Genomic DNA, 16615 nt, shown 5'->3' on the forward strand with positions numbered 1-16615 from the left:
CTTCCTGTTTTGATCTTATTCTTTCTTTTAGCTCAACAGTTGGAACAAAGAATCGTCCTTCATATGACATTTTGACCGCCTTTGATAACATGAAACACCCTTTGTAATAGTTAAAATATCAATGGTACAATATATATATTAAGTGGGCATTAAGAAAACATAATGTTTATTGAATCATTTTTAATGAGTTAATTAATGTATCATTTATAGAGATTAGTACTATTCCAAGTGGATTATGATTTTATATAATGCTTCTTCTTCGGATTATTCCATGATCCCAAAGTACCCTAATAAGATTGCACCAAAGAACCTGGCATATCTCTTATTAGCACATTGCTTAGGCCGAAGATTTTTGCAATAGCGCACATATCATTACCCCCCAATACAGTTTTCTTACTTATTTATTGATAAACGAAGCATCATTGTGTTATAAACTGGAATAATAATGATTGAGTAATGCTCAGTGTACACTAAATATTTACAGCAAGAACGATTAGAAAATAGAAATTTGGCGGCCAAAGTTGATGCTTTTCTAACTGATATGACCAGTTTGCAGAAAAACGATATTATTCAGCAAACTGATAATTTAGAGCATCTTATCTATCGGCGTATTGATCAGACTTTAGCATTATTTGATAGTAACCAAGATGTAAAAACAGGTATTGTTTTAACAGATTTATTTGAAGAAGTCTGCCGGCTGAATCAAAAACTCAATGCACTACATAATGTACATTTACAAAACCCACTTTTATTTTTCAATGCTTTCAACATGGAGTTAATCCCCAAAGAGAAACAATCGCATCCGGAAGAATATTTACGCGAGCAATATCATTACTTTATGGATAATTTCTTGGTATTTGATAAAAAAAGCAAAGAGAAAGAACATATTGCAGTGTTTGTCCGTCAACTATTATCTCAACCAACCGGACAGAGATTGATTATCAAATTAAATCGGCTTGCAGATCAACACAGTTGTCGCATTTTAGTTGAAGAAAAAAATCCCCCTATGTTATGTGTTACTCCTGTGACAAACTCAGGTGTTGCTGAAGCCGGAGCAATGACTGATGTTTCTGCAAAACCAGTATTAAAATTTTTTAATTATCCCAGAACGATATGGAAGCAAATGCAACTTTTATATCCTCGTAATTTTTGGGAAGACTCTCGCTTTACATTACAAGCATTAACCTTCGGGAAAGAAACGAGTTTAGCTTTCAAACCTGCCTTTATCTCCATTGGACATGAGTTTACACATACGCTACATTTTTTTAGAGGCAAAGATAGACGTAAAATGGCTTTTTTGGACAGCGACAAAATGTATATAGAAAGATTGTTCTCAAGAAGTATAGAAGAGCTATGGACAATTGATCGCGGTAATATCAATGAGAATAAACTTAGGGCTGAGCATGGGATTAATCCTTGTTTCAGTCATGTGAGAGCCGGATTATTCATTGACCCTGCCGATGAGCTTTCGCTAGAGCGTATCAAAGAAACCATGCCCAAAGTGCGCTCACAGTCCCTACTGAAATCTAGTGAAGATAAAGAGAAGCATACTCAACATGAGAAGGTATCCTGTGGTTTTGTTACATTGCCGTTGCAGGATGAAACACCGGAGCGCTGTCTTATTCAATAGATTGAAACAATCTTTAATGAGCCATCACACGTTCTCAAAGTAAAACATGCACCATATCTATTTGATTAACAGAAATTTTTTGCAATCTTTACCACGGAATTTCCTCCATTGTACATTTTAGTTTAAATTAGAATCATTTATTTAAACTTATTTCAGGGCAATAAAAAATTCTTAGCCACCTTTCCACCACTAACTCACCAGCTAACCACTTAAAATTGTTACTCCACAAATATACACACATTATATTTCTATACGATTATATTAGATCCGGAGCTTGCCAACCTCCCAATAACTCTTCTAAACGTTTCGCTACAGCAAGTGCCACATCATCCCGCCAAGCTCGAGCAACTACTTGAACCCCAATTGGAAGCCCTTCCTCTGAAGTTCCGCAACGAACCACCACTGCAGGCCAACCAGTAATGTTATAGGGTAAGTTATAAGTCAAATCATAGGCCAAATCAAAACCTTCCTTTAACTCAATCTTTTGCTCATATAAATTAGCAGGGGTAGTAGCAGCAGGACAAATAATCACATCATAATCTCGCATAAACTCCATCATCGTATATTTAAACTCTTCGACTAAAATTAGGCGACGACGTAACTCAGTAACTGAAAAATTACAAAGAGCCGCTCTATCTATAATTGCTTGAAAAGGCTTTTCTACTTTAGTAACGTGCATGTTGTTCATACGATCAATTAACCATTGCCCCCCATCACCTCCATAGAAAAACAATTCCTCGAACATCGAGTACGTTTCTTTAGTAATTTGCGGATAATGTTCTTCGATGCTATGCACTTCAGACTTAAGCAGACTACCTGCCTTATTCACAGCCGTTACGATATCTTTTCGTGGTGCGGTGATGCCGTTCGCTGTATAAATGGCAATACGTAGCTGACTTAAATCAATTTGCCCCGGATCTTTTACAGCAATGGGCATCGTATTTGGATCGACTCCATCCGGACCGCTAAGTATGGGCAAAACATGGATTAAATCTTCTACATAACGAGCCATAGGCCCTTGAGTTAAGATGTATTTAAAAATGCCATAAGAGCCATTTCCAGGAAAAACGCCGGTATCAGGAATTAAGCCCAGTGTTGGCTTTAAGCCTGCGATACCACAATTATGTGCTGGCTGTCTGATGCTTCCACCACTATCAGCTCCAATACCTAAATACGAACCACAGGCAGCAATAAGTGCCGCCTCGCCACCACTACTTCCTCCTGGAGAGCGATTCAAGTCATAAGGATTACATGTTCGACCGTATAAACCATTATCGGTATCATAAGACATAGAAAAATCAGGAATATTAGTAATGCCTGTTATTATTGCTCCTGCTTTCCTTAATCGTGCAGCGACTGTTGAATCCTTTTTAGCAAGATAATTAATTGGACTTTGATTTCCATAAGAACATAAAAAACCACTCACTTCACGTGCATCTTTTATAGTAACGGGTAGTCCATGCAAGCTACCTAACTCCATATTTTTAATAATTTTTTTATCTGCACTACTTGCTTGCTTTAAAGCTTCTTCTGAAGATAAATGCTGAACCATAGCGTTTATTAAAGGATTTACTTTTGCAACCTGCTCTAAATGTGCCTGCATTACTTCTACACACGAAACTTCTTTTTTTTTCATCAACTCAACTACTGTTTTTCCTGATAAAGAACTCAGTGTTTTCATGAAGCAAACTCCTTTTCCTAAAAAACCTCTTTTCTTGCAGTTTAGATCAATATTACTTATCGTCAAAAATATCTGGCGGTTAGATTAGGATAAAATTTATTATTAAAATGAAATAGAACAACTACACAATTTAAGTGTGAATAAAATAACCCTTAAACTTCCACTTAAAAACTTAAGTTGCCAAATAGTTTATAGCTAGTCGTTGGTAATTCTGTCTATCTGATACGGTTTTACTTATTTAAATAAAAAACACATTCTGTGTTAAGCTTGACTAAATATTAGAAAAACGAGTGTGCTGATGATAAAAATTGGGCAGTTTAATAAATTGAAAATGGTACGAGAAACTCCTTTCGGGGTATATCTTCAAGGAAGGGAGTGGGGGGAAATTTTATTACCCAATAAATCTGTGCCTAAAGGTACTTTGGTTGGTGATGTGCTCGATGTGTTTGTTTATTTTGATTCAGACGACAAAATTATAGCAACAACAGTGTGTCCTTATGCGAAACTAGGCAGCTGTGCCTTTTTAAAAGTGGTTGATGTGAATCCTGTAGGAGCTTTTCTTGATTGGGGATTAGATAAAGATTTATTGGTGCCCAAGCCAGAACAACTCCGTCCTATGGAAAAGGGTAAATCTTATCTTGTCTATTTAAAGCAAGATAATCAGGGACGCATTATTGCTAGCTCAAAGATCGATTATTTTTTGGATAAGACAGCTGCTAATTTTAAGGCAGGCGATGAAGTTAGTTTACTTATTGCAGAGAGCACCCCATTAGGACGAAAAGTAATTCTCAACAACAGTCACTGGGGATTAATCCACACAGGAGATATTTTTCAACCATTAATTTATGGCAAAGAGATAAAAGGATACATTAAGAAGGTGCGTGAAGACGGCAAAATTGATGTTGCTTTAAGACAAATAGGACAAAGCAGTATTAATGAATTAGCGCAACGTATTCTTTCTAAGCTTGAACAGTCCGATGGTTTTTTAGCGTTACATGACAAAAGCCCCCCTTCAGAAATTCAGGACATATTTGCAGAGAGCAAAAAAAATTTTAAAAGTGCATTGGGGCAACTTTATAAAAGAGGTTTGATCAATATTGAAGAAAAAGGAATTCGTTTACAAATAATAGAGAAGAGTCGGTAATAAAAAAATCATATCTATCGCAAATTAACCCTATATATTGATTAGCGATGTATAACTGGTTTATAGTCCGAATAAGTCAGATCTGAGTTATACATGCAACATGTCTGAGAAAATCTATTGGGTTTATATTTTACGATGCAGCAATCAAAGCTATTATACAGGATATACAGATAATCTTGAAAGACGTTTTCAAGATCACCTTGCAGGGAAAGGTGGAAAATATACGCGAAGCTTTAGACCTCTCTCAATTGCTCAAAGCTGGGAGATAAGAGGTGATAAATCAACGGCGATGCGTATAGAGCGTTATATTAAAAAACTTTCTAAAGCTCAAAAGGAGCAACTAGTACTCGATCCTTATTCTCATACTTTAATAGACATTTTATCCCAAAATTAGTATCAAATTTTAAACTATATTTAAATAATTCCACCGACATCCACAAAAACGAAAGCATTCTTTGCGATCGATACTATAGCTGGGAAATATTGAATGCCGCTAAAATTAGTTTCCCTGCATTAATGATTCATGGTACACATGATTCCGATGTAAAATTTTATAATGGTGTATTCGCCTACGAACGATTAGCATCGAAAAAGAGCGTTTCTGGATTGAATGCGGTACCCATTTTGTTTTTTCTTTGCTCAGCAGGATCCAGAGTCACAGCAAAAGATTCGAGAATTTATAATAAAGTAGGTTAAAGCTCATGAAATTTAATGTATATATTAAAATTTTGACTGCTTTTTTTGTGATTTTTTTAATTTTTGTTTTGGCATTTTTTAACTATTTGAAGTCGGTCGAGACAGCAATAGTTATTAACTCAGGGAAAACAATGTCACAAGGTCTTTTAATTAGTTTAGAAAATGAATTAATTAATAACTCGAAATCAAAATGGGATGCAATAATAAAGAACAAGACAGATAATGTTGTTCATATTATAGCCATTGACAACCTAAAACTTACCCCGACTCAGAATGTCCAATTAAATAATGGTGAGATAATTTACTTATCAGGGACAACCTATCAATTTCTCAACTTGGTCATTGTAGAACATACAGCGTATAAAAAAATTGGTAATACTCCATTTGCATTAGCTTATTATTTTTCAGATCCAAGCCAGATTATTTTTCATTATATGAATCCTGCTTTAACACAAATCGTAACATATTTATTATTAAAACCGACAAATACTTGGGAAAAAGAAATAGTAAAACTAGAAAAAATATATGGCTTCCCACTTCATGTTTATAAAACCAATAGTAAAAAATTGCCAAGTACTATAATTAATTCTTTATCAACAAATCATATAGAATTTGAAACAAAGAAAAACTCGTCACAAATTGGTATTCTCTATTATGGCTTTAGTGGTGGAGTACTCAAAATTGGTCCGCTTAACTATCTGCCAATTACGTCAAGAATCAGTGATGTAATGTATTATTTTATATTGGCTTTCTTTTTCTTATCCTTGTGCCTGATTACCTTTTTCTCAGTGCTTTTTGTGAGAAATATGAAGAAGGTATATCAGATAACTAAAAATTTTAGCCAAGGAAACTTTGATTTTCATCGGAAAATAGGCTCCACCTCTGTTTTGTATGGCCTTTATGTAAATATCATTCACATGGGAGAGCAGTTAAAAGAACTAATTGAATCACATAAACAGATGTGCCGATTTGTCGCACATGAAATTAGAACTCCTTTGTCAACCATACAAATGGCAACAGATAGCATCAAAAGGAAAAACGCAGAAAATGTAGTACTCATTAAACAGATGAACAGCGTACAAGAAGATATTGCAGATATGAATCGCATCATCAGTACTTTTTTGTTTTACTCAAAAGTACATTCAAGCGAATTAAAATTAAAACAATCAGAGACCGATATTATACTATGGTTAAGAAAATTATTAGAACCTTATTCTTCATCAATCTTTGAAATAACATTTCAAACTAAGTTAAACTCTTTAAAAGCTAACATAGATGAAAATATTTTAAAACATGCTGTAACTAATTTGATTACAAATTCCATGAAATTTGCAGTTCGTCATATTTCTTTAACCCTTTCATTGGATGATAACCGTATTTTAATTCACATAGACGATGATGGCCCTGGCTTATCAGATTATAGTGGGGATGATTTTTTTTCTGAATACACAATTGCTGAGAACGACGAAATTGGAGATAAACATATTGGCTTAGGATTAGCTATTGTTAAAAAAGTTGTTACTCTCCATGAAGGCCAGGTTCTGGCTACACCATCACCGATATTAAAAGGCGCTCGCTTCACAATTTCACTACCAAGATGAGTTTAGAGCGCCTTGATTTTGTACATCACATATAAAATTCTGTTTTTACTCCGGATTTTACTTTCGAGCTCATATAATCAGGGTGAGACTCTCTCAATCGTTTCACTTCATCCTTGTATTGTAATAGAGACTTTGGTGAAGGCTGTTTTGTTAAGATTTTATCAGGACCGCCATGGACATAGCTCATGCTCATTTGCTCTTCATCAAATCTTATTTTGAATGATTGGTCCTTTTCAGGCAAAAATTCGTTTTCTGTTAAGCGCACAAGTTTACTCTCTTGATCAAACTGTTTGAATATCAAACTACCCTCTCTGATGGACATCTCCACATCATCGTTATATCGATTCTTATAATTTCCCACAAATACGTTCAATGATGAAGTAAATTCCTTTTCCGTAGAAGGATGATGTACCGCGTTAAACCATTCTAAACGCCTTATCTTGGTTTCGTCCGAGGGTAATAACTCAATGGCTTTTTCAAAACAAACTCTAGCCTCTTCAAATTTGTCCTCATTCTCAGCAATTTTTCCTGAAATTGTTTCATACCATCCTGGCTCATCGCTTTGAGCATAATGTAAGGATTTATAAAGCTCTTGCATATTACCGATAGGTGTCAAATGAGCGGAACTGAATACTTGATTTGCAATACTCATCCCATTTGCTGAATTGGTAAAAAATACTGCACCTTTTTTAGTTGTGACATTGAGTGCAATAAAAGCTCGCGTATTAGGGTTTTCACCATATTGATATGCTATTACCTCATTATCATGTCTATAAATATGCCAGCCCAAACCACATGTCATAAAGTCATCAGCGCTCGTTGGCTCAAATGCTTGTTCGATGAGAGGATCATTCATATTCTTTAACCATGCAACCATGAATTTCGAAAAATCGCCAGCCGTTGTCAGTAGCGATCCAGCAGCATTTATGGGAGGATCTCCTACGTAGATTGGGGTGGAATTTCCTAGCGCAGTATGCACTGCTACAACATTGTCGTCTTCCTCTGGTGGAGGCATAAATGTCGATCGCCTCATATCTAAGGGGCCAAACACATATTTTTGAGCCAACGCTTCTAAATCTTTACCCATTTTAGTTTCAATGACTTTCTGCAAGTACAGAAAAGCTTCTCCTGAATAGGAGTATTTTTGGCCCAGTTCCGATTCGGGATCAAACCTTAAAGTCGAAGATAAACTTGCCCCAAAATTCGGTAAGCCTGTAGTATGTGACAATACATGTAGAGCTGTTAATTCCTTAGCTTTTTTAGGGTATTCACCGTCTACTAAGAATCGTTCATATTGCAGAATATTATGTAATGGTTCGTCTAAATCGATTTGTTTATCCTTAACCATTTGCAACAGCAAATAGGTAAAAACAATTTTGCTGAGGGAAGATGCTGGAAATCTGGTTTTATCATCTACTGCCATTTCAGAGTCGCTGGATTGAGCATTTTTTTTGCCAACAGAAATTGAAGTCCTTTCAAACTCATGCGCATTTATTTTTTGGTGTTTGACACACGCATAACTCACAGCGGGAACATGGCCCAACTTAGTTATTACTTGTAATGCAATTATTAAGGGAGAAGTAGCCATATCGATGAATTCCATAAAAGTTTTGATATTTCAATTTTATCAAGAGTCTTTTTTTGATATGTATATAAATTGTACAGACCAGTATCCCTTACCGGGGCTTCAGACGATCTAGGTCCGCTTAAGCGGGAATGCGATCAAGAGACAGCACCATATCAAAGACGATTGGTATTAATCGATCTAAATCAATAAAGTGAACGAAACAAGATTAAACCTACTAGAGATTCGTAGGGATATTATTGTCAGGGTAACTGCTTAGGTGCGCTAAAGCCAATCACATTCCTTACCAAGCCTCTGAGACAAATACGTATCCTTTTTTATGAATTGTTTTTATACGATAAGGCTTTTTACGATTATCATTCAGTGCTTTTCTTAAACGAGATATTTTTAAATCAATACCTCTATCAACCCCATCATATTCGTGTCCCGAAATAGCGTACTGGATGCTATTTCTACTAAGCAACCGATCATGATTCTTAACCAACAAAGCAAGAACTTCAAAGTCGGTGGTACTTATTAAAACTTCTTTGCCAAAGAGAGAAACACTTTTAGTACTAAAATTGATAGAAAAATTGCCAAATTGAAATTGATTTTGATTATTAACTAAATTTGGTCTTCGTAATAATGCGTCTATCCTTGCTTTTAAAACTTCGTCTGCAAAAGGCTTAGTTAGATAGTCATCTGCTCCGAAATTCAAAGAGGATACTTCGCTCTCAATATCATTAACAGCAGTTAACATAAGTATTTTCCCCAAATAGTCATCTCTAACAGTGTGACATATTTGATCTCCATTCATCCCAGGAAGTATTATATCTAATATTACTATACCAGGTTGTTCACGAATAATGCGATAGACCGCTCTATCACCGCGTTTTTCAATAGATACCTCATAACCTGCTTCTTGTAGGCTTTCCTTGAGGTAATTTGCTAACTTCATGTTATCTTCTACAAGCAATATTGATTTCTCTTTCATTCGACCTGTCTCAACCCTTTTAATAAGCAAAAAATTGAAGCGATTAGCCTGAAAAGCCGTTTAGTTAAGTCTTGCATAAATATAGGTATAGAAGCAAACACACGGCATTTTTGTACATTTTACATACAAATAATTATTTTTAACTCGGTATACTACAGATAAGTCAATTTTTATTCAGATGAAATTATTATGAACTTGTACTGGAGTATTCTCATGAAAAATGTCAAAGAAAAGTATCTGCCTGTTTCTGAATCCATAACTACAGACGAAGGCAAGACTTCTTCTATAAAATTAGCTTTACAACAATTCAAAAAGGAAGCAGAAAAAAAGGAGGTTGCCGAGGAAGCAGCAAAAATACGTTGCCGGATTTGTTTTAAAGAAATTGCGCCTAAGCGTCTTTGTTCTGGGCATGGAGGAAGTGTTGGCGACAGTGAAAATGATAGTGCCAACTCTAATAAAATCTATAAGGAAAAAGGGAGTTATGGAGCAGATAACTTGCTAACTAAACCAAGCAAAGGAGTTGAGACTAAGGATGAATTGATAGCCGTGTTTGATTCTGGTGATTTTGATGAAAAAAGTTTTGATCCGAAAATAATTGCGGAGTTGATCGCCCGAGGACAATTGCTGGTTAAGAGTGATCGTGAAGCAATGACGCTTACTATTAAATTGGTGTGTGAATCTAATTCATTGACTGAAGTACAAAGAATGGAATTAAAAAATTTCATGGAAGCGATTATAAAAGACTTCTATAAATTTAAAGAAGAAAATCATCTTTCTGATGACTGTATACACATTACTCACGATGAGGAAGGCAGCATAATTTATCTTCGTATTAGCATGCCTTCATTAAGCTTATACGATGCGTTTATCGAACAATTAGCAAATAACCTGGTGGAAACAGCACACGAAAATGATGAATTCACGAAAGATCAAAATTGTGCTCCTAATCCACTTTCAATGCAATCAAAAGTCTCCCCTTCTACTGCAAGAGACGAAATTGAAAATAATGAGGAAGAACAAGAAATCACTAATCCCTCTCCTTTTCAAATGCAACCATGGTAAAAACCACAATTCAATAGAACAATGTAAAATCCACTGTCTTGAAACAGAGTTTATCAAGACAGTAATTATACTATCAGTTTTCTATTGATCTACAGAAGCTATATCACCAGAAAAAAAATACTAATGGCAGACAAATTGAATATACTTAGGATTGTTTTAATTGGTTATCTCTAAGACTTCATGTTCTTGTTTTGAATGCATCACTACTTGTCGGTGGAGTTTCTGCGGCAATAATCCGATAATTCGCTCACGTTCAGCCTCATCCTTGCTGTCAATAAGAATGGGACACATGCAGCCATGAAATGCCTCTTCCCCAATTGAAGTAATACTCGCAGGAAGCGTGATTTGCCTTAAATTGCTGCAGTTTATAAATGCCCCCCTTCCAATTGAAGTAATATTCGCAGAAAGGATGATTTGCTGTAAATTGCTGCAACCTGCAAATGCGTGATCCCCAATTTTAATAACGCTCGTAGGTAGAGTGACCTTCTTGAAGCTGGTGCAGAGAAATGCCAAATCTTCAACCATGGTCACACCCGCAGGAATCACAAATGAGTCCTGAAGAATATCGCCCTCCTCCACATTAACTCTAATTAAAATTTGACCATCGGTACTTAATAACATTACTTCTCCTTGATAGATGGCATGATTCAACGCTACAACTCAATTGATCAAATAATACACTATTGGATTAATTATTATAAGCATCTGATTTGGAATGTAGTTATTTCCTATTTGGAAAAAATACTAAGGGAGTGTTCAAGAAAATTTGCCCTAATACTCTCATTTTTTAAGTATAAATTGCATTTTCACCTTGATTATTTCTTCACCCACAACTATTTTGAATCCATTTTAATTGCATAAGTATTATTTATACTCATATTCTCTTAATTTTGAATTGATAGAATCGCGAAAATTTTAATCTCAAATTGAAGGTTTGTATGTTAACCAAAGAAGAAGTATCTATTCAAAAAGAAAACAACAATACCACTGCATCAAACAAAAAAAATCGTTTCTTGGAGTGATAGTCCGAATGTGTTGCAGCTTAAATTGATGGGCATGTCTTTCTTTCCTTTTTCCTCTTTTTATTTTCAAATGTTGGACGGAAATAAGAAAGATTTGCCCCTCAATATTCTTTAAAGCCATTGCACTAAAAATAGGCTTAATTTCGAATTCCTAGTCGTTATATTCGATTCCTTTAAATCATGATAAGTGTGTGTGGCAATGACATTACAGCAAATTACGAACATAGAGTTAATATTAAGTTAACGTTATTAAGCTATCATTATTAATTATGCATGAGAAATTATAATGATTAATGAAAATAATGCTGAATTAGAAAAAATCATATGTTTTATGTATCTTAATGCTGATTTTTTTGCGGCACCTTTTTTAGATAATAAGAAGTTTTCCTCTTGGGCCAGGAAGCAATCTGGTATGAAAAATTTCTCAATGCAATTGCATAAGGCATTAGAAACCAGCAAACTTATTAGTGAAGGTACTGTTGATTTATTGAAAGCTTATCGAGTAGCCATAGTCGGAGCATCTATACTGAGAACAGGTGAATTTAGCAAAAAAAATTGTCTGTTAACCGGCGATTCTACCCTATTATTTAAAGTGTTAACGTCTCATCCTGATTTGGCTCGTGTTATAAAAAGCCATATGAATTGCCATTTTTTCGATAACTGGTATTCCACTCAACCTCAGTTGATACAACAAAAAAGAGGAAAACTACTAACAAAGTTAGAATTGTTGGTCAAATCACTAGACCATGATTTTGAAAGGTATCAAGCAAAAAAATTAAAAGCTATATGCTCTGCTGTTTTACCAGAAGGGGTTTATCTTCATTACCACTATAAAGGTCATGCTGTCAGCCATTCAAAAGACGGACAGCAAAAACCTACAGAAATAATGATAGAAAATCTTGGTAATCATGATATATCTGAGTTGAAATTACTAGTTGATAAATTTAATGTCGCGCAGAACGCAAGGGAAATCGTAAGAAATCCAGATACAAATGCATTTAGCTGCCTTATTCAGTTTTTCGACAGAATTCAAGATAAAAATTTTATTGATAAATTTACCGCCAATAATGATTCTGATGGTATCAGACTATTAAAAACCACAGGTTATACTTTAGCAGTATTATTGTTTGGATTAGGATTTTATCTTTCCTATAAAAATAAAGACACCTGGAAATTTTGGAAATCATCTGAACAAGAGTTATTAGACTCCACAAAAGAAAATTTTGACACGCAAATCAAAAAAATATGAGAGTTCTTGGAATGAGCCATTGGTCGATCTAATGCATCCGGCCTTCACATCCTAAATGAATATGAGTGTGTCGTATAATTAGGAAAAATAACCGCGCTTTTTGTCCCGGCCAAGGCTAAATTATTTTCAAATGAATTTTAATCTGGTTATGACAGTAAGCAGGCTATTTATGTCTTAATTTTTGGTTCAACACTTCCCTTTCAATTAATTTTAATATTTAATTTCTGCAGCCACCAAATACATGGCTTACAAAAAGGGGTTTATAAATTCGGAGGTGTCAATCCTCAGGTTTTTAATTTTACTTAGCTATATTATTGTAAAATAATCGAATATTACCGATTGATTCAACTATTCCCTCTTGTAGTGTCAGTAAGTTAAGGAAAGTTATGATTGTTATCTTTGTCCATGGCTGGAGTGTCACACATACCAATACTTATGGAGAGCTTCCTCAATGGCTTGAACGTCAGAGTAAAAATGGAAAGTTGAATATTCAGGTTGGTAATATCTATCTTGGGCGCTATATCAGCTTTGACGATACAGTAACAGTCGACGATATAGCACGTGCATTTGATCATGCGGTGCGTGAGGAAATTGCTGATAAACTGCGGGATGGTCAGCGTTTTGCTTGTATTACTCACTCTACAGGTGGCCCTGTTGTTCGTAAGTGGATGGATTTATACTTTAAGAATAATCTTGCAAAATGCCCATTGAGTCATCTTATCATGTTAGCTCCTAGCAACCACGGTTCTGCGCTTGCTCAACTTGGTAAATCACGGCTAGGCCGTATAAAAAGTTTTTTTGAAGGTATTGAACCAGGAAAACATGTGCTTGATTGGCTTGAGCTAGGAAGCAACATGAGCTGGGAACTTAATGAAAGTTGGCTTGATTATGATTGCACTGCTCATGGTATCTATTCATTTGTACTTACAGGTCAGAAAATTGATCGCCAACTTTATGATGCTCTTAACTCCTACACCGGAGAAGCCGGGTCTGATGGAGTTGTACGTGTTACTGCTACAAATATGAATTACAGTCTTTTAAAGTTACATCAGGAGGGGAGTAACGGTGAAAATCTTGTTGTCTCCAAAATGACACGGACAAAACAGATGGCATTTGGGGTGCTTCCTGGGTGCTCGCATTCCGGTAAAAAAATGGGAATCTTACGCAGTATCACTATGGCCAATGCAGCTACTCATCCTACGGCTATATGGGTCTTGCGATGCCTCCAAGTAAAGAATCGTGAATCCTATAATACATTGGCAAAAGATCTAGGTAAGATGACCCAAGAAACCCAGAAAAATGAGCATATAGAACTTGTGAAGACGCTTATGCATCAACGTGAGTATATCACCAACCGCTACTCTATGATTATATTCAAACTTATTGATGACAGGGGCAATCATTTGGACGATTATGATCTTTATCTAACTGCTGGCCCCCAATATAGCGAGTATGCACTTCCTACAGGTTTCTTCGCAGACCGCCAGCGTAACCAGTATGATCAGGGAAAACTAACTTATTTTCTTAACTACGATATCATGGAATCTGGGATTAATACCCCCAAAATGCAGGGTAATCTGGGGTTTCGTATTAAGGCGTATCCTGAGTCAAGTGAGCAAGCCCTTGCCTATTACAAGCTACTTGATTTTCATTCCTCACTCGCTGACATTAACAAAATTCTTCATCCGAATGAAACAGTAATGGTTGAAATCATGCTTCAGCGACGAGTAGATTGTACGGTCTCTCGTATCACCAACAACCTTACTCCAACAAAAATCAATGTGAAACCGACAGGAAAAAAAGTAGATTGACATCACTGTTTGATGTATTCATGGATTAACGATGTACTTGCTATGAGGAACGCTTTAATCTTTTCTTTTAAAGGAGAAGTTCTCTTAACTATTGCTCTATATTGTACCATATCAAAAAGTGGCATAATTCTGAGAGACATCGAAAGAATTAAAACTAAATGATATCCTTGATGGATAAAAATCCTAAATCCTATTATCAAAAGAGCCTATCAATGAGAGCTAGATTATTTAAGTTGTTAAAAACACTAACTAAGCTTCTCTGCTTAGGTCTTGTAATTTTGCTCGGGTTAAGAATATTTGATTCACAACGCGGCCCTGCCTTGGAGTTATGGCATACTTATGTCCCAAAAGAAAGACATGCTAAAGAACTTGATAAACTTAATTGGACACAATACATAAGCATAGAAAACACTCTTTTTGACGCTGTACGAACCGAAGTAACTGAAAAATTAGATCGTAAAGAGCATGTTCCGATTAATCGATATTACTCCGGCAGCCCAGTTTATCCTGAAAAATTTCCCACAGATTGGAATCGCTCTTATATACTTGAACCCCAAAGCCCTGCTGTCGGAGCTGTTGTATTCTTACATGGATTGACTGACTCGCCTTATAGTCTGCGCCATATTGCCAGACGATATGTTGCCCATGGTTATGTTGCCATTGCTATCAGACTACCTGCTCATGGCACAGTACCTGCCGCGTTAACGGATGTCAAATGGGAGGATTGGCTAGCAGCAACCAGGCTAGCCGTGCGTGAGGCACGCAGACGCATAGGACCATCAAAACCCCTTCATCTCGTTGGTTTTTCTAATGGCGGAGCATTGGCCTTAAAATATACTCTTGATTCCCTCGAAAATAGACAATTAACACGACCAGATAAGATTATTTTAATTTCACCAATGATAGGAGTCACCCGCTTCGCTCGCTTTGCGGGATTTGCTGCCCTACCGGCTATCTTGCCACCCTTTGCAAAAGCAGCTTGGCTCAGTATTCTTCCTGAATTCAATCCATTTAAATACAATTCTTTTCCGGTTAATGGCGCAAGTCAGTCTCATCGTTTAACTTCAGTATTACAACAACAAATAGTACGCCTTGCCCATGAAAATCGACTAATTGAACTTCCTCCTGTATTGACGTTCCAGTCTGTAATGGATTTTACAGTGAGTACGCGCGCAATAATTACTGCTTTTTATGACAACCTACCTGCAAATGGTAGTGAATTAGTATTATTTGATTTAAATCGCGCTGCTAAATTAGGTCTTTTATTACGCCCTTCCGCAGATACGGCAGTGGCACGGCTTTTAAATAAACCTCCACGAAAATTTCGCACCGTAGTTATTACTAATGCGGATGTCGACAGTATTGATGTTGTCGAACGTGTCACTGAAGCTGGATCCGTAAATGAAAGTGTTTCCCCTCTAGGGTTGGCTTATCCACGCGACGTTTACTCTTTGTCACATGTTGCTGTACCTTTTCCAGTAAGCGATAGCCTATATGGCCTTTTTCCAGATTCGAAAAAATATGGCATTCAATTAGGAACCATAGCTTCACGTGGTGAACGAAATGTTCTCATCATAAGTTTGGATTCAATACTTCGACTTTCATCCAATCCATTTTTCCCCTACATGATAAAACGAATAGAAGCGTATATTCCGTCACCTACCCAAGAGGTAGTTTGGGTCGTTCGACCCAACAAACTCAGGTCAGAATCACTCAAAAAATAGCTTATTTCATACGCGTATCAGCTCCCCTAATTTATTGGAGGCAATGATCTTAAGAATTATTAGGTCAGTTAAAAATACTGTTTGAGGTAAAAACGTTTATGTCCTGGGGAACAATTTTCAATTATCCCGAAGACTTCATAACTATGTTTCAAATAAAAATCTTCTGCTTGCCAATCAAATGTATCATTGTGAGATACTATTGCACCTCTAAATTTTACTTCTTCCTCAATTTTATTAGTGAGAAAAGAGCCTATACCCTGATTTCGAACTTGCTCCTACTTTTATCTTCACTATTGTACAGGTATCTGTGGTGCTGTTTGTAGTTGCGGTTGTATTTGCTCCGGTGGCGGGGCTTGTATCTGCGGTTGCATTTGCTCCGGTGGCGGTGCTTGTATCTGCGGTTGCATTTGCTCCGGTGGCGGTGCTTGTATCTGCGG

Annotated in this window: 12 protein-coding genes; 8 read left to right on the plus strand and 4 right to left on the minus strand. The window is 36.2% G+C overall.

The window, feature by feature from the left end:
• Positions 1-463: 463 nt before the first annotated feature.
• Positions 464-1630 carry a hypothetical protein gene (locus tag Lpar_RS00005; RefSeq protein WP_058516105.1) on the plus strand — a complete coding sequence of 389 codons (1167 nt, stop codon included), beginning with the start codon at positions 464-466 and terminating at the stop codon, positions 1628-1630.
• 256 nt (positions 1631-1886) lie between these two features.
• On the opposite strand, the gene Lpar_RS00010 is transcribed toward Lpar_RS00005, so the two are convergent.
• Positions 1887-3311, minus strand: coding sequence for an amidase (locus tag Lpar_RS00010; protein WP_058516106.1), 1425 nt, complete (start codon positions 3309-3311; stop codon positions 1887-1889).
• 298 nt (positions 3312-3609) lie between these two features.
• Between Lpar_RS00010 and Lpar_RS00015 the strand changes: the two genes are divergently transcribed.
• From Lpar_RS00015 to Lpar_RS00030, 3 genes are all read left to right on the plus strand, one after another.
• Positions 3610-4455: a CvfB family protein gene (locus Lpar_RS00015; protein WP_058516107.1), complete on the plus strand. Its 846-nt coding sequence runs from the start codon at positions 3610-3612 to the stop codon at positions 4453-4455.
• Between the two features lie 100 nt (positions 4456-4555).
• Entirely contained in the window at positions 4556-4849 is a 294-nt protein-coding gene (locus Lpar_RS00020; RefSeq protein ID WP_058516108.1) for a GIY-YIG nuclease family protein, read from the plus strand.
• A 307-nt stretch (positions 4850-5156) separates the two neighbouring features.
• Positions 5157-6752: a sensor histidine kinase gene (locus Lpar_RS00030; protein ID WP_058516110.1), complete on the plus strand. Its 1596-nt coding sequence runs from the start codon at positions 5157-5159 to the stop codon at positions 6750-6752.
• A 25-nt stretch (positions 6753-6777) separates the two neighbouring features.
• Here Lpar_RS00030 and Lpar_RS00035 read toward each other — a convergent pair whose 3' ends face one another.
• Positions 6778-8355, minus strand: coding sequence for a serine hydrolase (locus Lpar_RS00035; protein ID WP_082650306.1), 1578 nt, complete (start codon positions 8353-8355; stop codon positions 6778-6780).
• A 265-nt stretch (positions 8356-8620) separates the two neighbouring features.
• Positions 8621-9310: a response regulator gene (locus Lpar_RS00040; RefSeq protein ID WP_058516112.1), complete on the minus strand. Its 690-nt coding sequence runs from the start codon at positions 9308-9310 to the stop codon at positions 8621-8623.
• Positions 9311-9523: 213 nt separating this feature from the next.
• Between Lpar_RS00040 and Lpar_RS00045 the strand changes: the two genes are divergently transcribed.
• A complete protein-coding gene (locus Lpar_RS00045) occupies positions 9524-10372 on the plus strand; it encodes a hypothetical protein (protein WP_058516113.1) in 849 nt (282 codons plus the stop codon).
• Positions 10373-10528: 156 nt separating this feature from the next.
• On the opposite strand, the gene Lpar_RS00050 is transcribed toward Lpar_RS00045, so the two are convergent.
• Positions 10529-10993, minus strand: a complete 465-nt coding sequence (locus Lpar_RS00050; RefSeq protein WP_058516114.1) for a leucine-rich repeat domain-containing protein — start codon at positions 10991-10993, stop codon at positions 10529-10531.
• 687 nt (positions 10994-11680) lie between these two features.
• Between Lpar_RS00050 and Lpar_RS00055 the strand changes: the two genes are divergently transcribed.
• From Lpar_RS00055 to Lpar_RS00065, 3 genes are all read left to right on the plus strand, one after another.
• Positions 11681-12643, plus strand: coding sequence for a hypothetical protein (locus tag Lpar_RS00055; protein ID WP_058516115.1), 963 nt, complete (start codon positions 11681-11683; stop codon positions 12641-12643).
• 386 nt (positions 12644-13029) lie between these two features.
• Positions 13030-14454, plus strand: coding sequence for a phospholipase PlaB (gene plaB / locus Lpar_RS00060; RefSeq protein ID WP_058516116.1), 1425 nt, complete (start codon positions 13030-13032; stop codon positions 14452-14454).
• Positions 14455-14666: 212 nt separating this feature from the next.
• The gene (locus Lpar_RS00065; RefSeq protein ID WP_058516117.1) at positions 14667-16178 is read left to right on the plus strand and encodes an alpha/beta hydrolase; all 1512 of its coding nucleotides are present in this window, start codon (positions 14667-14669) and stop codon (positions 16176-16178) included.
• Positions 16179-16615 lie beyond the last annotated feature (437 nt).

The organism is Legionella parisiensis, from assembly GCF_001467945.1.
Classification (GTDB): domain Bacteria; phylum Pseudomonadota; class Gammaproteobacteria; order Legionellales; family Legionellaceae; genus Legionella; species Legionella parisiensis.